Source organism: Pseudomonas sp. Z3-8, assembly GCF_051131975.1.
Lineage (GTDB): Bacteria > Pseudomonadota > Gammaproteobacteria > Pseudomonadales > Pseudomonadaceae > Aquipseudomonas.
This window is the reverse complement of the sequence record NZ_CP071643.1, coordinates 2,534,314-2,552,794: the sequence shown is the minus strand read 5'-3', so window position 1 is coordinate 2,552,794 and position 18,481 is coordinate 2,534,314. Positions and strand designations below refer to the sequence as shown.

Annotated in this window: 14 protein-coding genes; 6 read left to right on the top strand and 8 right to left on the bottom strand. The window is 62.3% G+C overall.

Annotated features, from left to right (window positions below; all coding sequences use genetic code 11):
* Positions 1-3: 3 nt before the first annotated feature.
* Positions 4-507, bottom strand: coding sequence for a hypothetical protein (locus J3P94_RS11895; RefSeq protein WP_434573578.1), 504 nt, complete (start codon positions 505-507; stop codon positions 4-6).
* Between the two features lie 144 nt (positions 508-651).
* On the opposite strand from J3P94_RS11895, the gene J3P94_RS11890 reads away from it, so the two are divergent.
* From J3P94_RS11890 to J3P94_RS11880, 3 genes are all read left to right on the top strand, one after another.
* On the top strand, positions 652-1,734 hold the full coding sequence (locus J3P94_RS11890) for a bifunctional transcriptional activator/DNA repair enzyme AdaA (RefSeq protein WP_434573576.1): 1,083 nt from the start codon (positions 652-654) through the stop codon (positions 1,732-1,734).
* Between the two features lie 3 nt (positions 1,735-1,737).
* The gene (locus J3P94_RS11885) at positions 1,738-2,352 is read left to right on the top strand and encodes a DNA-3-methyladenine glycosylase family protein (RefSeq protein WP_434573574.1); all 615 of its coding nucleotides are present in this window, start codon (positions 1,738-1,740) and stop codon (positions 2,350-2,352) included.
* A gap of 184 nt (positions 2,353-2,536) precedes the next feature.
* Entirely contained in the window at positions 2,537-3,025 is a 489-nt protein-coding gene (locus tag J3P94_RS11880) for a GFA family protein (protein ID WP_434573573.1), read from the top strand.
* A gap of 140 nt (positions 3,026-3,165) precedes the next feature.
* Here the strand turns inward: J3P94_RS11880 and J3P94_RS11875 are convergent, their stop codons facing one another.
* Positions 3,166-3,771, bottom strand: a complete 606-nt coding sequence (locus tag J3P94_RS11875; RefSeq protein WP_434573571.1) for a tRNA-(ms[2]io[6]A)-hydroxylase — start codon at positions 3,769-3,771, stop codon at positions 3,166-3,168.
* A gap of 159 nt (positions 3,772-3,930) precedes the next feature.
* On the opposite strand from J3P94_RS11875, the gene J3P94_RS11870 reads away from it, so the two are divergent.
* Positions 3,931-4,794 (top strand): universal stress protein, encoded by an 864-nt coding sequence (locus J3P94_RS11870; RefSeq protein WP_434573569.1) that lies wholly within the window; start codon positions 3,931-3,933, stop codon positions 4,792-4,794.
* Between the two features lie 189 nt (positions 4,795-4,983).
* On the opposite strand, the gene J3P94_RS11865 is transcribed toward J3P94_RS11870, so the two are convergent.
* Positions 4,984-5,454 carry a DUF1289 domain-containing protein gene (locus tag J3P94_RS11865; RefSeq protein WP_434573568.1) on the bottom strand — a complete coding sequence of 157 codons (471 nt, stop codon included), beginning with the start codon at positions 5,452-5,454 and terminating at the stop codon, positions 4,984-4,986.
* 407 nt (positions 5,455-5,861) lie between these two features.
* Between J3P94_RS11865 and acnB the strand changes: the two genes are divergently transcribed.
* Positions 5,862-8,462 (top strand): bifunctional aconitate hydratase 2/2-methylisocitrate dehydratase, encoded by a 2,601-nt coding sequence (acnB, locus tag J3P94_RS11860; RefSeq protein ID WP_305501222.1) that lies wholly within the window; start codon positions 5,862-5,864, stop codon positions 8,460-8,462.
* 371 nt (positions 8,463-8,833) lie between these two features.
* Here the strand turns inward: acnB and J3P94_RS11855 are convergent, their stop codons facing one another.
* A complete protein-coding gene (locus J3P94_RS11855; RefSeq protein ID WP_434573566.1) occupies positions 8,834-10,114 on the bottom strand; it encodes a serine/threonine transporter in 1,281 nt (426 codons plus the stop codon).
* Positions 10,115-10,496: 382 nt separating this feature from the next.
* On the opposite strand from J3P94_RS11855, the gene J3P94_RS11850 reads away from it, so the two are divergent.
* On the top strand, positions 10,497-11,450 hold the full coding sequence (locus tag J3P94_RS11850) for a 2-hydroxyacid dehydrogenase (protein ID WP_434573565.1): 954 nt from the start codon (positions 10,497-10,499) through the stop codon (positions 11,448-11,450).
* Here the strand turns inward: J3P94_RS11850 and tssA are convergent.
* The 4 genes from tssA to tssK are packed head-to-tail and all read right to left on the bottom strand — an operon-like array spanning position 11,447 to position 18,458.
* Positions 11,447-12,529: a type VI secretion system protein TssA gene (gene tssA, locus J3P94_RS11845; RefSeq protein ID WP_434573563.1), complete on the bottom strand. Its 1,083-nt coding sequence runs from the start codon at positions 12,527-12,529 to the stop codon at positions 11,447-11,449. The two genes, J3P94_RS11850 and tssA, sit on opposite strands and share 4 nt — an antisense overlap.
* Positions 12,526-16,350: a type VI secretion system protein gene (locus J3P94_RS11840; protein WP_434573561.1), complete on the bottom strand. Its 3,825-nt coding sequence runs from the start codon at positions 16,348-16,350 to the stop codon at positions 12,526-12,528. Before J3P94_RS11840 ends, tssA begins: the two co-directional genes overlap by 4 nt.
* Entirely contained in the window at positions 16,347-17,108 is a 762-nt protein-coding gene (locus J3P94_RS11835) for a DotU family type IV/VI secretion system protein (RefSeq protein ID WP_434573560.1), read from the bottom strand. Before J3P94_RS11835 ends, J3P94_RS11840 begins: the two co-directional genes overlap by 4 nt.
* Positions 17,109-17,126: 18 nt before the next feature.
* Positions 17,127-18,458: a type VI secretion system baseplate subunit TssK gene (gene tssK / locus J3P94_RS11830; RefSeq protein ID WP_434573558.1), complete on the bottom strand. Its 1,332-nt coding sequence runs from the start codon at positions 18,456-18,458 to the stop codon at positions 17,127-17,129.
* Positions 18,459-18,481 lie beyond the last annotated feature (23 nt).

Genomic DNA, 18,481 nt, shown 5'->3' with positions numbered 1-18,481 from the left:
CAATCAGCGGTCGTTCTTCATCGATGAACGGGTCGCGTTGCTCAAGCCCTTGGTGTTATGGGTGCCCGGCGTAGCGGCGGAAATCGCCGAAGCCTTGGTCAAGCCGCGAGTATCACGGTCCTTGGCAATGGCGGAAGTTGCCGACGCCTTGCTGGCGCGATCGGTGCGGGTGGTGCCGGTGTGCTTACCGCTCAGGCCATGATCGCGAGTCCGGGTACCGGCGCGATCACTGGCCAGTCCTTTGCCGTGGCCGCTGGAGTCGCTGGACTTGCCACCGTTGCCATTGCCTTGCCCACCGCCCACGCCGCCACCGTGGCCGCCGCCATTCCCTCCGCCATTGCCGCCACCGCCTCCATTACCGCCGCCACCGCCGCCGCCACCGCCGTTGCCACCGCCCGCGGCATAGCTCGAACCGATAGGTGACAGGTCGGCAGGCAACAAAGCCGAGGCGCCGAACGCCAAGGCACAGACAGCTACGGCGACGAGGGATTTCTTGTGTTTGGACATGATGTCTCCGAAAGACAAAAACAGCGGGTGAACCTCTAAGACTTGAAGGTTCAATTTTTGTTCGCGGGCATCCGACCAAATGACCATGAATTCATTGTCGATTTTTCGGTGGAGTCGTCCCGGCCACGGTTCTATGCTCTGCCCATGAACCTACATCACTCGCTGCTTCCGCCCCACGCCGAGATGGTCCGCGCCATGCTCGAACGAGACACCACCTACGAGGGGGTGTTCTTCACCGCGGTCAAGACCACCGGTATTTTCTGCCGCCCTAGTTGCACCGCGCGCAAGCCGAAACCGGAGAACGTCGAGTTCTTCGCCCACGCCGACGAGGCGATGTCCGCCGGTTATCGGGCCTGCCTGCGTTGCAAGCCGCTGGATGCCGCCGCCATTGCCCCGGACTGGATCCAGGCATTGCTCAAAGCCGTCGACGCCGAGCCAGACCTGCGCTGGACCGACGCCCTGCTGCTGGAACAAGGCATCGAACCGCTGAAATTACGCCGCTGGTTCAAACAGCATTTCGGCATGACCTTCCACGCCTACCTGCGCACCCGGCGCCTGGGCATCGCCCTGGGCGGGATAAAGGAAGGCGCCTCGATCGACAATGCGGCGTTCGACTCCGGCTATGAATCGCTGAGCGGGTTTCGTGATGCCTTCGTCAAATCCTTCCACATCACCCCCGGCCGCGCCGGCCTCAGCGAACCCTTGCTGTTTACTCGCCTGACCACGCCATTGGGGCCGATGCTGGCCATGGCCGAGTGCCGCGGCCTGGTATTGCTGGAGTTTCTCGATCGCCCGGCCTTGACCAAGGAGCTGGAGGAACTGCAGCAACGCTACGGCTATACGGTTGCGCCGGGCCACAACGCGCATCTGCAACAGATCGAAAGCGAGCTGGCCGACTATTTCGCCGGCAAGCTCACGGTTTTCAACGTCCCGTTGCACATGCCTGGCAGCGCCTTCGCGGCCAGGGTCTGGGCCGAGCTGCAGAAAATCCCCTACGGCGAAACCCGCAGCTACGGCGCCGTCGCCAACGCACTGGGCAGCCCTGGCGCCAGCCGCGCCGTGGGCCTGGCCAATGGACAGAACCGCTTGGCCATCGTCATCCCTTGTCACCGGGTGATTGGGGCGGATGGCTCCTTGACCGGCTATGGCGGCGGTCAGCCGCGCAAGGCGTTTCTATTACGGTTGGAGCGAGCCGCGGTGCAGGTTTCGTTGCCTTTAGCGTTTTGACTGATGGCGGCGTCTTATCAGCAAGCGAGCACTTTCCTGGCAGGCCTGGACGAAGACTGGCGACGCCATATCGAGTCGATCGGTCCTTGCCTTCTGCAACCCAAACCGGCCCGGGATCCGTATGAGGCGCTGATGCGGGCGATTGCCTATCAGCAACTGCACGCCAAGGCCGGGGATGCGATCATTGGCCGGCTGCTCGGGCTGTACCCATCGGGGACGTTTCCCGGGCCTGAGCAGATACTGGCAACTGATGCAGCGCAATTGCGCGGTTGTGGATTTTCAGCCAGCAAGATCGCCACTCTCCAGGGTATCGCCCAGGCCACGCTGGACGGCATCGTGCCGGATTACGCCACGGCGCAGGCCATGGACGACGAAGCATTGATCAAGCGCCTGGTCACCCTGCGCGGCGTCGGACGCTGGACCGTGGAGATGCTGTTGATCTATAGCCTGGAACGGCCGGATATCCTGCCTGCGGATGATTTTGGGGTTCGCGAGGGTTATCGGCGGCTGAAGGGGCTGGATGCCCAACCGAGCTCCAGACAGATGAGCGAAATCGGCCGGGCCTGGAGTCCCTACCGGACGGTGGCGGCGTGGTACCTGTGGCGGGTGCCCAAGTAATGCTGGCTGTACCAACGCCTTCGCGAGCAGGCTCGCTCCCACAGGGGATTTGTGGACCTCCCGATTCCAATGTGGGAGCGAGCCTGCTCGCGAAGGCGTCCGCACATTCAACATAAATCCAACCGGCAAAAAACGCCGACCGTCTAGGCTGTACTGAACCATTTCCAATCCACCGGAGGCTCCCATGCACCTCGAAGGATCCTGCCACTGCGGCGCCGTATCGTTCAGCCTGGACAGCAGTCACCCCTACCCTTACCAACGTTGCTACTGCTCGATCTGCCGCAAGACCCAGGGCGGCGGCGGTTTTGCGATCAACCTGGGGGGAGACGCCACGAGCCTGAAGGTGCAGGGTCGCAAGCACATCTCGATCTACCATGCGCGGCTCAAGGACGAGGGCGACAAACGCGCCCACCGCAGCAGCGCCGAGCGGCATTTCTGCTCGCTGTGCGGCTCGGGATTATGGTTGTTCAGCCCTGAATGGCCGGAATTGATCCACCCTTTTGCTTCCGCCATCGACACGCCGCTGCCGGTGCCGCCGGAACGTACCCATCTGATGCTGGGTTCCAAGGCGCCATGGGTAGAGGTCGAGGCGCGCTCGGGTGACCAGCAGTTCGACGTGTATCCCGAAGAATCGATTGCCCAGTGGCATGAACGCCTGGGTTTGACCCGTTGAGATGCAGCGCGGCTTTGGGCCCTATCGCGAGCAAGCTCGCTCCCACAGGGGATTCGGGATGGACTCAGGATTTGTGTTCAAAGAGAGTCCAATGTGGGAGCGAGCTTGCTCGCGATGGCGCCGTCATAACACCACAGTTCCTAAAGCGCAGGCACACCACTGTGGAACCGAAACTCCACATCCACTGATTCGATCAACTCGCGCTCCGCCTCGCGGACCTTCTCAATGACCTGGGCAATATCCTTGGCGTCGCCATACTGGTAGGCCAGTTTCAGGTAACCCTGAAAATGCCGGGCCTCGCTTTTCAGCAGGCCGAAATAGAACTTGCCCAGCTCCTCGTCCAGATGCGGCACCAAGGCCTCGAAACGCTCGCAACTGCGAGCTTCGATAAAAGCGCCGACCACCAGGGTGTCCACCAGTTTCACCGGTTCGTGGCTGCGCACCACTCTACGCAGGCCCGAAGCGTAGCGCCCGGCAGAGAGCTGGCGCAGGGCGACCTTGCGTTTTTTCATCAGGCGCATGACCTGCTCGTGATGCACCAGTTCTTCCCGGGCCAGGCGTGACATCATATTGATCAGGTCGACATGGGAGTGATATTTGGCGATCAGACTCAAGGCCGTGCTGGCGGCCTTGAATTCACAGTTCTTGTGGTCGATCAGCAACGTTTCCTGGTCGGCCAGCGCCGCCTGGACCCAGGCATCGGGGGTGCGGCAGCCGAGGAATTCGTGGATTTCGGGAAGGATCATGAGACTCACGGGCAAAGGTAGTCGAGCGAAGGGCGCCGATTATACCGGCCTGCCCCCAGACCACCAGCCACCGCCGTTGATATGCATCAAGTCGACGGGCCGTCCAGAACAACTATAGTTGAGCAACGCCGTGCCTTTTCACTGCTGGAGACGCCGATCATGCAAGCCATTCGCAGCATCCTCGTGGTCATCGAACCCGAACATTCGGAAAGCCTGGCACTCAAGCGCGCCAAACTGATCGCCGGCGTGACCCAGGCCCATTTGCACTTGCTGGTCTGCGACAAACACCATGACCATGCCGGGATGCTCAGCGTCCTGAAGGCCGCACTGGCGGCCGACGGCTACAGCGTGACCACCGAGCAGGCCTGGAACGAAAGTCTCTACGAAACCATCATCGACGTGCAGCAGGCCGAAGGCTGTGGCCTGGTCATCAAGCAGCACTTCCCCGACAGCCCCTTGAAAAAAGCCCTGCTGACCCCGGCCGACTGGAAACTGCTGCGCCATTGCCCGACTCCGGTGCTGCTGGTCAAGACGTCGGGGTCCTGGAAAGACCGGGTGATCCTGGCCGCCGTCGACGTGGGCAATGCCGATGGCGAGCACCGCCACCTGCACTCGACGATTATCGACCATGGCTACGACATCGCCCTCCTCGCCAAGGCGCACCTGCATGTCATCAGCGCCCACCCGTCGCCGATGCTCTCGTCCGCCGACCCGACCTACCAGCTCAAGGAAACCATCGAGGCGCGCTACCGTGAGCAATGCCGGGCGTTCCAGGCCGAATTCGACATTGATGACGAGCACCTGCATATCCAGGAAGGCCCGGCGGATGTCTTGATTCCCTACATGGCCCACAAGCTACAGGCCGCTGTCACCGTGATCGGCACCGTGGCCCGCTCGGGTTTGTCAGGGGTGCTGATCGGCAACACCGCCGAAGCCGTGCTCGATACGCTGGAAAGCGATGTGCTGGTGCTCAAGCCGCAGGAGGTGGAGGACCATCTGGTGGAGATGGCGGCAAAAGAATAAAAACCTTGGGCGATCAAGCTATTGTGGCGAGGGAGCTTGCTCCCGCTCGGCTGCGCAGCAGACGCTTGGGTTTTCAGGTTCAAAATTATCCGGATCAAGAGCGAGGGTCGCTTCGCAACCCAGCGGGAGCAAGCTCCCTCGCCACAAGAGCTACTGGGTACAAAGCAACTTGCCACAGATGAGGGCCTTTCAGCCGCCGATCGCATCCTTCAAGAACCCCGGCGCGATGTAGCGCTGGTAATGCGCTTCGGACAGGAGGAAAAATTCCCGATCAATGGCATCGCGCAGGTCGGGCAGCTCCCAGTCGCGAAATTCCGGCAGCAGCACCATTCCGTACGCTTCCAGGTTATTGATCACCCGCGCGCCCCGGGCGATCAACTGATAGGCCCAGCAATATTCCGACTGATGCGGCACGAAGCGGATCTTGCGCGATTCCAGTTGCTGGCGCAGCAGCTGCGGGTCGAAAACCTCGAGCTTGGCCACCATCACCTGCACCAGCAGCTGCTCGAGCCGCAACCACACCGCGCGCTTTTCCTCTTCGTTGTAGCCGTTCCAGTGAATCACTTCATGGTGGAACCGCTTGCAGCCACGGCACACCAGGTCGCCGTAGACAGTGGAACAGAGGCCGACGCAGGGGGTCTTGATGAGCTGGTTGGGCATAAGGCAACGCACACGCAAAAACAGGACAGGCCGGCATGTTAGCCCTTTGTCTAAGATTGATCACCCCTCAAACTTCCAGGCTCAACTTACCTTTAATTTTTTTTTCCCGTAGAATCAGCCAGCCTTTTAAGGCGCCAATGTCCGTTAGAAGCTGTTTTCAAAGCGTCACGAGCACAGTCGTTCCTTCAGAGCGGTGTTGGCGAAGGGTCTTTCCAGCGGGGAAAGCCCAACGCCAACCCTCATCAGCTCCCGTTCTGCAGGCGTAAAACTTTGAAAGCAGCTTCTGTGAGGAACTCCGGCAATTCTGGCGTGGAGGCCCAAAAAGCCCCCTGACGCGCATGAGTGCCGTGAGTTTCTGGATGAGCGTCCCGGACACCCATTTGGGACCACTGATGAGGGTAATAACTGTGCTTGAAGCCTACCGCAAACATATCGAAGAGCGCGCAGCACTGGGTATCGTTCCCCAGCCGCTTAACGCCGAACAAACCGCAGGCCTGATCGAGCTGCTGAAGAATCCCCCGGCTGGCGAAGAAGCTTTCCTCGTTGACCTGATCACCAATCGCGTTCCGCCTGGAGTCGACGAAGCCGCCTACGTCAAGGCCGGTTTCCTGTCCGCCCTGGCCAAGGGCGAAGCCCAATCCCCTCTGATCGACAAGAAGCGCGCTGTAGAACTGCTCGGCACCATGCAGGGCGGCTACAACATCGTGACCCTGGTAGACCTGCTGGACGACGCCGAGCTGGCTCCGGTCGCCGCCGAAGAACTCAAGCACACGCTGCTGATGTTCGATGCCTTCCACGATGTGGCGGAAAAAGCCAAGAACGGCAACGTCCACGCCAAGGCCGTCCTGCAATCCTGGGCCGACGGCGAGTGGTTCAAGAACCGCCCGGTGCTGGCCGACAAGATCAGCCTGCGGGTCTTCAAGGTCACCGGCGAAACCAACACCGACGACCTGTCCCCTGCCCCTGACGCCTGGTCCCGCCCGGACATCCCGCTGCACGCCCTGGCCATGCTGAAAATGGCTCGCGACGGCATCGTGCCCGATGAGCAAGGCAAGACCGGCCCGATGAAGCAGATCGAAGAGATGCGTGGCCAAGGTTTTCCGATCGCCTACGTCGGTGACGTGGTCGGTACCGGTTCCTCGCGTAAATCCGCCACCAACTCGGTGCTGTGGTTCTTCGGCGACGACGTCCCGTATGTGCCGAACAAGCGCGCCGGTGGTTTCTGCTTCGGCAGCAAGATCGCGCCGATTTTCTACAACACCATGGAAGACGCCGGCGCCCTGCCGATCGAGTTCGATGTGTCGAACATGCACATGGGCGACGTGATCGACCTGTACCCGCATGCCGGCAAAGTCTGCAAGCACGGCACCGATGAAGTCCTGACCACCTTCGAAATGAAGACGCCGGTCCTGCTTGACGAAGTCCGTGCCGGCGGTCGTATTCCGCTGATCATCGGCCGTGGCCTGACCGAAAAAGCCCGCGCCGAGCTGGGCCTGCCGCCTTCGGACCTGTTCAAGAAGCCTGAAGCGCCGGCCGAAAGCACCAAGGGCTTCACCCTGGCGCAGAAAATGGTCGGCAAGGCTTGCGGCGTGACCGGCGTTCGCCCGGGCACCTACTGCGAGCCGAAGATGACCACCGTAGGCTCCCAGGACACCACCGGTCCGATGACCCGTGACGAACTGAAAGACCTGGCGTGCCTGGGCTTCTCGACCGACCTGGTGATGCAGTCCTTCTGCCACACCGCGGCGTATCCGAAGCCGATCGACGTGACCACCCACCACACCCTGCCAGACTTCATCATGACCCGTGGCGGCGTGTCCCTGCGTCCGGGCGACGGCATCATCCACAGCTGGCTGAACCGCATGCTGCTGCCGGACACCGTCGGCACCGGTGGTGACTCCCACACCCGTTTCCCGATCGGCATCTCGTTCCCGGCCGGTTCCGGCCTGGTCGCCTTCGCCGCCGCCACCGGCGTGATGCCGCTGGACATGCCCGAGTCGATCCTGGTGCGTTTCAAGGGCAAGCTGCAACCGGGCGTCACCCTGCGCGACCTGGTCCATGCGATCCCTTACTACGCGATCCAGAAAGGCTTGTTGACTGTCGAGAAGAAAGGCAAGAAAAACGCCTTCTCCGGCCGCATCCTGGAAATCGAAGGCCTGGAAACCCTGACCGTCGAGCAGGCTTTCGAACTGTCCGATGCCTCGGCAGAACGTTCGGCTGCAGGTTGCACCATCAAGTTGTCCAAGGAATCGATTGCCGAGTACCTGAAGTCGAACATCACCCTGCTGCGCTGGATGATCGGCGAAGGCTACGGCGATGCCCGCACCCTGGAGCGTCGTGCCCAGGCGATGGAAGCCTGGCTGGCCAACCCGGAACTGCTGGAAGCCGACAAGGACGCCGAGTACGCGGAAATCATCGAAATCGACCTGGCCGACGTCAAGGAGCCTGTGCTCTGCGCGCCGAACGACCCGGACGACGCCCGCCTGCTCTCCAGCGTTGCTGGCGAGAAGATCGACGAAGTGTTCATCGGTTCCTGCATGACCAACATCGGTCACTTCCGCGCTGCCGGCAAGTTGCTCGACCAGGTCAAGGGCCAGCTGCCAACCCGTCTGTGGCTGTCGCCGCCGACCAAGATGGACGCTCACCAGCTCACCGAAGAAGGCTACTACGGCATCTACGGCAAGGCCGGTGCACGGATGGAAATGCCGGGCTGCTCGCTGTGCATGGGTAACCAGGCACGCGTGGAACCGAACTCCACCGTGGTCTCCACTTCGACCCGTAACTTCCCGAACCGTCTGGGTGACGGCGCGAATGTCTACCTGGCTTCGGCTGAGCTGGCATCCGTGGCGTCGATCCTGGGTCGCCTGCCGACCGTCGAGGAGTACATGGAATACGCCGGCAAGATCGACAGCATGGCAGCGGACGTATACCGCTACCTGAGCTTCGACCAGATCGCCGAGTTCCGTGAAGCGGCTGCCAACGCCAACATCCCGGTCGTTCAAGCGTAAAGCTTAAAACGCACCACTGAAACGCCGCCCTTCTTGCGAGGGGCGGCGTTTTTTTATGCCTGGGGATTTGATGCAAGCTGACAGACCGCCATCGCGAGCAGGCTCGCTCCCACCTTGGACTGCGGATGGGCGCAGAACCCCTGAACACCTTGGCCCTCTGTGGGAACGAGCCTGCTCGCGAAGACGGCGGCACAGCCACCATCCCTGCCGACTGAACCACCGCGATCGCGAGCAAGCTCGCTCCCACATTGGATTGCAGATAGACGCAGATCCTCTGAACACCTTGGCCCTCTGTGGGAGCGAGCTTGCTCGCGATTGCGGCCGGACAGCCAACATCCCTGCCAACTGAGCCACCTTCCCACCCTGGGTTATCAGGCCATGAGGGAATAGACCAACGCAGTGATCGCCACCAAGCCCACCGACACCACAAAGACATTCGACGCCTGGCCACGATAGCGGGCCATGGCTGGGACTTTGCGGATCGCGTACATCGGCATCAGAAACAGGATGGCCGCGATGACCGGGCCGCCCAGGGTTTCGATCATGCCCAGGATGCTCGGGTTAAGGGTCGCAACGACCCAGCACACCACCAGCATGAACGCCGCCGTCAGGCGATCGAGGGTTTTCGGCGCCGGGCGCCGGCCGCTCTTGACGATCAGGCCCTTGAGACCTTCGCTGGCGCCGATGTAGTGCCCCAGGAACGACTTGGAGATCGCCACGAAGGCAATCAGCGGTGCCGCGAAGGCGATGGTCGGGTTGCTGAAATGGTTGGCCAGGTACGACAGGATCGACAGGTTCTGCGCCTTGGCCTCGGCCAGTTGTGCCGGGGACAGGGTCAGCACGCAACTGAACACGAAGAACAGCACCATCACCACCATCAGCACATGCGCGCGCGACAGGATCTGTGAGCTGCGCTCTTCAGCGTTATCGCCGTAGCGACGTTTCTGGTCCACCGCAAATGCCGAAATGATCGGCGAATGGTTGAACGAAAACACCATTACCGGAATTGCCAGCCACAAGGTATGCAGCAATGCCGAAGGCTCCGGCAGCGTCGACGCAGTGGTCAGGATCCCGCCGTTCCAATGGGGCATTAGGAACACCGCAAGGAACAGCAGCGCCACGATGAACGGGTAAACCATCAGGCTCATGGCCTTGACGATCGCCTGCTCGCCGCAACGCACCACGGCCAGCAGGCCGAGAATGAGCATCAGCGACAACACAATCCGAGGAGGCGGCTGCACGTGCAGCTGATGTTCCAGGAAACTGCCCACCGTATTGGTCAGCGCCACGCTGTAGATCAGCAGGATCGGAAAGATCGCAAAGAAGTACAACAGGGTGATCAACGCGCCGGCCTTGATGCCGAAATGCTCTTCCACCACCTCGGTGATGTCTGCCCCGTCGCGACCGGACAGCACGAAACGAGTCAGGCCCCGGTGCGCATAGAACGTCATGGGGAACGCCAGCAGCGCCAGGATCAGCAGCGGCCAGAAACCGCCGAGGCCGGCGTTGATCGGTAGAAACAGCGTGCCAGCGCCAATGGCGGTACCAAAAAGGCCCAGCATCCACGTCGTGTCGTGGCGACTCCATTGACCGAGGGTGGCTGGGGCTGTCGTTTCAAAGCGCTCTTCGACGCTGTTGGCCTGATCATTCATCCGGTCGGATCTCCGCTTTCCGGTCACATGCACCCGGCCAGGACGAGTCGGAAAACCCCGACAGGCAGCGCCCTGGCCGAAACAGGGGCGCGATTGTCCGGGATTCATGAACAGAAGCAAAGACTTAGCTGAGGAGTGGTTATCCGGAGCAGATCATGGACAGAAAAATTGTCCCCCACATTCCTTGTGGGAGCGAGCCTGCTCGCGAAGAGGCCCTTCCTGTAACACCTCGCTGCCTGAACCAGCGTCTTCGCGAGCAGGCTCGCTCCCACAGGGAAATGTGCCAGCCAAAAATGAAATACAAAAAGCCCAAGCTACACCTCCCTGCGGCCCCTACAATCAGGTTGAATATCAAAATCGCCCGCGCCCACAGGAGCACAGCATGACTGCAACCGTTCTGGTACTGGTTGAAACCGTTAACGAATACCTGCCGATCCTGGAGCGCCAAGGCTATCACCTGGAACTCGCGCCCACGCCCGCCGAACGCAAGGCAGCGGTTTTCGAACACGGTGAACGGTTCAGCGCGGTGTTGACCCGCGGCCCCTTGGGCTTGACTGCCGAGGAAATGGCCGCCCTGCCCAACCTGAAGATCATCTGCGTGATCGGCGCCGGTTATGAACAAGTGGACCTGCAAGCCGCCAGCGACCGAGGCATCGTTGTCACCAACGGTGCCGGGGTCAACGCTTCATCGGTGGCCGACCATGCCATGGCGCTGTTATTGGCGTTGGTGCGCGATGTGCCTCGATCCGACGCAGCCCTGCGCCGGGGCGAATGGCCGCGAAGCACGCGCCCTTCCCTCGCTGGCAAGCACTTGGGCGTGCTGGGACTCGGCGCCGTGGGCATGGCGATTGCCAAGCGGGCCGCCCTCGGTTTCGACATGAACATCAGCTACCACAATCGCCGCGTACGCAGCGACGTGCCCTACGCCTTCTGCGCAACGCCCACCGAACTGGCCAGGGTCTCGGATTTTCTGATTATCGCCACGCCCGGAGGGCTGGACACCCGCCAGTTAATCAACAAGCAAGCCCTCGACGCCCTGGGTCCCAACGGATTCCTGGTCAACATTGCCCGCGGCAGCGTGGTCGCCACGACCGAGCTGATCTACGCCCTCGAACATCGGCGAATTGCCGGGGCTGCGCTGGATGTATTCGACCATGAACCCGAAGTACCCGACGCCCTGAAGCAATTGTCGAACGTCGTGCTGACACCTCACGTGGCCGGCCTGTCGCCGGAAGCGACACGCGCCATGGTGGAGTTGGTCGGCGATAACCTGAACGCGTTTTTTTCCGGCAAACCGGTGCTGACGCCAGTGGAGCTACCCGACGCGCAGCATTAGAGGACCCCGAGTAACGTCCACAGCCGCCGAGACTCGGCATCGGCACTGATCAGTTCTCCCAGCAGCTCGCTCAGCGGCTTGTTGCCCCACTCCACACCGCGCCGGATCAGATAGGGCACGGGACTGTGGGGTTCGGTGCGCGCCAGGTAACCGGCGATGACCAGCAATTGTCGATAGGCCTCCTCACGATTGGCCGGTTCCTGGAAGACCTGGGCAGGTGCCGCCGTCGGCGGGGAGGTCGGCGTCGTTGCCACCGTGGGCGTTTGCGCGGGCACGACGGCGGGTTGCTGTGGATGCATCGCGATGAACTCCTTTACCAATGCCAACATGGCTTGCATCACGTCCTGCAAGGATTTGTAGCCCGGCGCCAGGTTACCCAGGTAGGCGTCGCTCCAGGCTTCGAGCCGTTGCAAGTGTTGCAGGCTCAACATCAGGCTGCCCTGGCGGTGCAACCAAAACGACAACGGGGTGTTGCGAATCAGTTCGCTGAGCTTCTTTTGTTCGTTGCGCGCCGCCTCCGCCGAGGCCTTGGCATTCTTGCTGTCGTTGCCCAGCACTTGCTGGCGCTGCAGGCGCTGCCAATCGTCCAGGCTGAAACCCGCGAAGGCTGGGTCACGACCATCAAGCAACGGCACCCGCGTCAGCAGCACTTCGCTGTAGCGACGGGCCAGCCATTCCAGCGGAATCACCCGCCACGATTGATCGCCATCCTCGGCAAGGGGATGCAGGTGTTCCGGATAGCGCTCGCATAGCCCCGCCACCAGTGCCAGGCTGCCGGGCAAACCTTCCAGCCCGGCCAGGTGCAGCCAGGCCTCCCCCAGCCAGGCACTGATCATCAGGTCCTTGCTGCGCTCCAGCAGCAACGTGGTCGCGAGCCGCTCCAGGTCCGGCCAGAGCGCGCGCTTGATCGAAGACTGCCACACGCCGGTGGGTAGGCTGGTGTCGTCTTCCCGACGCAATTCGCGTAGCTGGTCGTACTCCGTTTCGTAACGCAGATCCTGGCCACAGGGCGACTCGGCGCTGATCGGTTCGAGCAGTTGGCTGACCAATTCGGGCAACGGGGTTATCGGCAAACTCACAGGCCCTCCTCACGGGTGGCAATGGCAGGCCTCGACGCAGGCGCGAGGAAAGGTGAACGAGGCGCCTGTGTCGGCAGCGGCGGGATCGACAGCGGCAATTTGGAACCCTGGCTCATCAACGACAGGCGCACGAACATCAAGGTCTGTTGCGCCGTGCGGGCTTGGGTCTGGGCGGTCACCGGCAGTTGCAGGGCCAGGGGAAAATCGGTGTAGTCGACATTCGGCTGGCGTTGGACCGAGCCCAGCGAACGCATCAGGCGCAGCAACGACCATGGCCCTTGGTATTCCCAGCCGGCTTCGAGGTCGCGCACCACCAGGTTCGGTTGCAACGGGTCGTTGGCCGGGCGCTGGTAGCCGTTGCGGGCCCAACGCAAGGTCAGGCGCACGGGCTGGCCGACCATCCAGCGCAGGTTCTGCTGGCCCTCACCGGGGTAGTTGATCTGCTGGTTGCCGGCGTCCAGGCTCCAGGCGATGACCTGGTCGGCGCCGCGCTCTTCCTCGCGGTCGGTGCGCCAGCGCACGTCCATCTCCACGCCCAGGATGCCGCTCTTGTCCCGCACGAACAGCGGCCCGAGCCAGACACCGGCCTGCTTCAAGCGGTTGAGGAAATCCTCGGCCGCCAACCGCTCCGGCGTCTGGCTGAGCGTCAGCCCGGCCTGGGCCAGGGGCACACGTGTCTCGATCAATTCCAACAGGTGCCGGACCCGTGCCGGGTCGGCATCACTGGCCCACACGTCCTGGGAAAACGGGAAGCGTCCCGCCAGGTACTGGTTGAAATAATTGGCCAGGTCATTCCAGGCCATTGCCGCCTGGTTCTGTTGCAGGTACAGGCAACGCTGCAGCGCCCCCTGCTGCAATGCGACCGTGCGCCGAGCCAGGTCGCCGCGCCCACCGGACAGGCTGGAGGTCTGCAAGATCTGCGCGCAGGACGCGGTGTCCATCGCATTGAAATCCCGACTTACCAATTGTTCCAACTGGGCAGCCGAACTGGCCGGGTTCTGATTCTTGTACTTGAGCAGTTCGTCGTTGAGGGCCATGAACCGCGCCACCTGGTCATGCTCCAGGGCGGACAGGTCGTCCTGCTGGACGATCAGCCATTCCAGGGCAGGCATGCGCTGTTCGGCGATCTGCAGCATGGCACTGAATTGCTGGTTCAGGTTCAGCTTCAGTTCCTGTGGATCGTTGGCGCCATACAGCTGCAAGCCGAAGTTCTTCGAACCGTCCCAACGCTCGATATCGGCGCGCTGGCTGAATAACGGCTGGGCATCGATTTCGGCCAGGCCATTGTTGATCTGCGCCAATGCCCGGCGATTGAGCAGGCGCTGGAAACGTATCGCCAGGTCGCCCCGGTGCACGTCCATGAAGGCTTTCTGCAGCGCCACGGCTTGGGCGGTCTGTACGTTGAAGCCCAGGTCCGGCGACGGCTCGTCGCTTTCATCCAGGCTCAACCACATGGCCCGTGCCGCGGCGCTTTCGGCGGCCTGCATCAGCGCGTCACGGTAATCCGGCGGGATCCGCGACAGCTCTTCGCTGGCATAGCTCTTGTAGCTGGCGAAATAATTCAGGGCGACGCTGAAATCATCACTGCCATCGCCCTGGCCTATTGAATCCGGATTGCCGGTCGACGGATCCTTCTGCATCGCCAACGCCACGAAATCCCGTTTGAACAGCGCTTGCACCGCGCCGTCCAACGCCGTGACATGGTCCTGCAACACCAGCAAGCCACTGCCCTGCTGCACCAGCAGATTGTCCCGGGAACCACTCTGGACGATCCATTGGTCGCGAAAACTTTGCTGCAACTTCGCCGCCTGGCTCTCCAAGTCCTGTGTGATATCCGGGCCAAGCAAAGTGCTGTGGCTGACCTTGTCCAGCATCTGGGTGTAGCCAGGCACGAGGTCCTGGCCCTTGCCCCGCCCCCAGGCGGAGTTGGTCAGGCTGACCAGCGTCTGCAGGTCATCGATCAGCGCCATCAGGTCTTCCAGCTCACTCAAGGAGTTGCCGCTGCCTGCCTCCAGTCCTTGCAGGTGCAACTTGAGATAACCGGCCTGGCGAACGAAGTTGTCCGCCAGGAAGTAATGGTCCAGCCAGCGTTGCATCAGGCCGGTGAAATTATCGGTAATCACAGGGCGCGCGGCGTTCAGGTCCAGCCCTTGCAAATCACTGTTTCGCGCATCGAACAGGACCCGGTTGTAAAACTGTGGGCGACTCAAAGTCCCGGTGTTCAGGCCCAAGGACAACGCGGCGTTGCTCAACTGCACCAGTTCGTCCAGTGGCGCCTTGGGGTCGTTCACCACTTGGCTGAACATCTGGTTGTGCTGCTCGAGGCGTGCCGCCAGATCCACCAGCGCCTTGGCCTTCAGGTAGCTTTGCCACTGCGCCGGATCGTCGTTCTCGACGTTGCCCCGCCGCTCGGTGTTGCGGATGGACTTGAGCTGTTCCAGGTCGGAATCGAGCAAGTCTCGCAGCGGTAGTATCCAATGGTGCCGGGCGGTCAGGCGCAAGCCATCCTCCAGCTGCGTGTCCACGGAGGAAAACCAGGAGGTGGGGAAGACGACCGAGACATAACGCCAGCGCGGGGCTTTCTCCAAGACGTTCCAGTAGTTCTGCACGTTATGCCGGGTCGGCTCCAGTTGCGGCTGGTCCGGGTCAACGACGATGTGGTTCTTGTGGGCACTGAGGACCAACCGTGACAGTCCCTCGGCGTTTTCCACCGAATCGCGCCAGACCCAGACCATGCCTCCCAACCAGACCAGGCCCACCACCAACGCCACCGCGCCGGCCAGCCGATGACCGCGTTGGCGCACGCGCAGCAAGCGAGGCACCGGCTGGGCCAGGCCGCGTTCGGCCATAAGACGTCGCGACCACAATTGCCGGGCAAACACCGTTTGCCGCTGGCCATCGTGATGGGCGGCCAAACTGTCGCCGCTGACGGCCGGTGCCTGACTGGCGGTGAAGTACACGCCGCGAAATCGCGGCGCTTCGCCTTGGGCGTTGCCCTGGAATACCGGCTCCAACAAGATCTGCAAGGTTCGTCGCAAGCCTTCGAAGCGTTCCGGCAAGCCATAAAGATCGGTGCTCAGCTGTCCCGACAACGCACCGATCTCGATGATCGATTGCGCCAGTGCGGCGTTGATCTCATCCAGCGCCTGGTCACTCCAGTGCGACTGCCACGCCGCATCCGGCAAATAAGGCGACGACCAACCCAGCATCGACTCCCGCGCCTTGGCAGGCAGCGCGCTGACCAATTCCTGGAACCCGGGCAACTCTTCCATCCCGGTGATCACCACGTAAACCGGCAGGCTCAGGCCAAACCGTTGCAGCAAATCGATAAAAACCCGTCGGACCTTGAGGCTCAGCTCAGTGGTGTGCTCGATGTCATCGAACTTGCTGAACGGTACTGTCCAGATCACCCCGTCCAATGGCCGCTTGCTGCGCAGCCGCAACAGCAGGCCCAGCAGTCGCCACCAGTTGCCCCGTTGCCGGTTCATGCCTTCATCGGGCAGGAACAACGCCTGGGGCACTACCAGCAAGGCGCCTTCGGCATCGCAAAACCAGCGCCCGAACCAGCCCGCCTTGTCCGTGGGTTGCAAACGCCATTGGCTGCACAGCTGGGCGCCGTCGGTTTCGTTGCCGAGCATCATCAGCCATGGCGTCTGATAGCGGTCGCGGGTGCCCTGCTCCTGCTCCATCTGGCGCACCGCCCCGTAGAAATTGCGAACCGCCGCGCCGCCCTGGGTTCGCAACCACCAGACCGCTGCCGCGACCACCAGCACCACGACAATGGCGAGCAGCACCAAGGCGACGATGCTCAGGGTATTCATGAATCCTTCTCCTGGCCTGACGACTCGTTCAGTTGCAATACCGGTTCGAGCTCCAGGCGGATGTCACGCCAGAAGACCTGCCCCAGGCCAGTCAACAACAGCACCATCGCCACGATCGCCAACCCCAGGCGAAAGCCGTCCGGCAAGGATTGCTGCGCGGGCATACGCGCGGGCGTCGCCGCCGCAGACATCGCCAGGCGCTGGCTGACGTCGACGTAATCGGGTTCGTGCTGCCAGGCAAAGGTGAACAACGCCACGCGCCATTTTTCGTGCTGGACCTGGCCAGGCTCGCCGCGCAAGCGCCCTTGGAATCCCAGGATCAGGCATTGCAGGTAGACATTCGCCAGGTCCCGAGTGCCCGGCATCTGCTCATCCAGCAGTTTCTTGATCGCTGCGGGCAAGCGCTCGCCGGCCTGGCGGCTGGCGTACATGCGTGACTCGAGGGGATGCTGCTGCCAGGCCAGTTGGCCGGGCCAGGTGCTGAACAGCAAGGTCTCGTCCACCAGCGCGACGAAGGCATAGACCAGCGCCTTGACCTGCTCGGAAGCGGCATCGCCGACGGTGGCATAGGCCACCCGCCAGAGACGCTGGGCGCCGCGACCGGAAAACTCCACGACCCGATTGACCAGCACCGCAGGGTCGCTGTCCTTGGGCAAGTCTTGCCATTCCTGGGACCACTTCAACCAGGCTTGACGAAACGCACTGCTCAGCGGCGCCTCGTGCAGACTCCGAACCACCCCGCCACTTCCGTCAGGCATACGACTCCCCTTCTGCGATCAGGCATTTTCACTGGCTTGCGCCACGAACAACACCACTTGCCACGGGCTGCTGGCCTGGGCTGAGGCCGGCGCCACGATGTGCAGCGGCAATTGCCCGTCGAACCATTGCCCGCTCGCGGCCACCACAAACAAACGGGTGTCGTCACCGACGCTGTAGGCCACCTGCTCGTTGCGGCTCATGGCCTGGTGCGGCAAACCACTCATGCGTTGGCGGCTCAGCAGCGCAATGTGGGGCGCCGACGCGATGATCGCGCCGCGCAACCATTCCGCCGCCGCTTGTTCGCCGGCGCCGTTGGGCATGCGCAAACCGATCACCAGGCGTTGATCGGGCTGGTCATCAGGCAACTGGATCGAGAAGACCTGCTCGTTGCGCTCGAATGCCAGGCTGCGGTAGCCGGCGCGGACCAATTCCAGGGTGGTTTCCAGCCAGTCGAGCAGCGGCTCGTAGCCGCGCTGCAACTCGAGAAAATCCAACGGCGCGAAAGCCGGGACGCCCGCCAACGGGTCCAGCGCCGACCAACTCCCGGCCAGCCCCAGCAGCAAACCGTAGAGCGCCTGGGGCGTCGCCACCCGGGTATTCAGCATCCCCTCGAGCTCCGGCAAGCGCGCCCACAGGGCCGTCAATTGCCGACGGATCTCCATGGCATCGTCCTGGTTGCCAGCCGCCTGGGCCTGACGCAAGCGACCGGCGAGAAACATGCACTTTTCCCTGGCCCTCGCGCACACCCCGGCCACCCGCCGACCAAGGGCCGACTCCGGCAGCAGGATCGGCGTTGGCGGCGTATACGGCACGCGCCAGAAACCGCCGCCTTCCTTGCGGATGCGCAGCAATGGCAAGCAGATCGAATCAGCCTTGCTCAATTGCGTGCACAACCTCGGGTTGGGCCGCCAGACGGTGATCGACTCGGGAAACTCGCCGCTGGTGAGGTCTGGCAAAGCCTCGCCGACCACCGATTGCAAACGTCCCTTGAGCGGCAGCAACTGCCCGGCACGCCACAGCGGGCTGACCGCCAGGTACACGGTCACGGTGGCGTCGTCGGTCTTGTCGATCGCCTCGCTGACGTCCAGTTCCAGGGTTGGCCCGACACCGGCCAGCAGATTGACCGGCAAGCCGTCCGGCAAGGTGCCTTGCAATTGCAACAGGCGTACCTGGCCGGCACTCAGGGCCGAAGGATCGACTTCCAACTGGCTGACGCCCCAGAACCAAGGGTTGCAAGCCCCGGCAAAATGCGCGGCAAGGGCCTCGGCGCGCAGTCCTTGCAACTGAAAATGCTGGGGCAACAGTTGCATGCCCTCGTGCCAGCACACCGCGTCAGGTAACAGGCTCATACGACTCCCTTCGACATCCCAAA

What these genes read in the sequence shown, in the direction of transcription:
- J3P94_RS11895 (WP_434573578.1), bottom strand. Translation starts at nt 507, where the DNA reads ATGTCCAAACACAAGAAATCCCTCGTCGCCGTAGCTGTCTGTGCCTTG.
- J3P94_RS11890 (WP_434573576.1), top strand. Translation starts at nt 652, where the DNA reads ATGAACCTACATCACTCGCTGCTTCCGCCCCACGCCGAGATGGTCCGC.
- J3P94_RS11885 (WP_434573574.1), top strand. Translation starts at nt 1,738, where the DNA reads ATGGCGGCGTCTTATCAGCAAGCGAGCACTTTCCTGGCAGGCCTGGAC.
- J3P94_RS11880 (WP_434573573.1), top strand. Translation starts at nt 2,537, where the DNA reads ATGCACCTCGAAGGATCCTGCCACTGCGGCGCCGTATCGTTCAGCCTG.
- J3P94_RS11875 (WP_434573571.1), bottom strand. Translation starts at nt 3,771, where the DNA reads ATGATCCTTCCCGAAATCCACGAATTCCTCGGCTGCCGCACCCCCGAT.
- J3P94_RS11870 (WP_434573569.1), top strand. Translation starts at nt 3,931, where the DNA reads ATGCAAGCCATTCGCAGCATCCTCGTGGTCATCGAACCCGAACATTCG.
- J3P94_RS11865 (WP_434573568.1), bottom strand. Translation starts at nt 5,454, where the DNA reads ATGCCCAACCAGCTCATCAAGACCCCCTGCGTCGGCCTCTGTTCCACT.
- J3P94_RS11855 (WP_434573566.1), bottom strand. Translation starts at nt 10,114, where the DNA reads ATGAATGATCAGGCCAACAGCGTCGAAGAGCGCTTTGAAACGACAGCC.
- J3P94_RS11850 (WP_434573565.1), top strand. Translation starts at nt 10,497, where the DNA reads ATGACTGCAACCGTTCTGGTACTGGTTGAAACCGTTAACGAATACCTG.
- J3P94_RS11840 (WP_434573561.1), bottom strand. Translation starts at nt 16,350, where the DNA reads ATGAATACCCTGAGCATCGTCGCCTTGGTGCTGCTCGCCATTGTCGTG.
- J3P94_RS11835 (WP_434573560.1), bottom strand. Translation starts at nt 17,108, where the DNA reads ATGCCTGACGGAAGTGGCGGGGTGGTTCGGAGTCTGCACGAGGCGCCG.
- tssK (WP_434573558.1), bottom strand. Translation starts at nt 18,458, where the DNA reads ATGAGCCTGTTACCTGACGCGGTGTGCTGGCACGAGGGCATGCAACTG.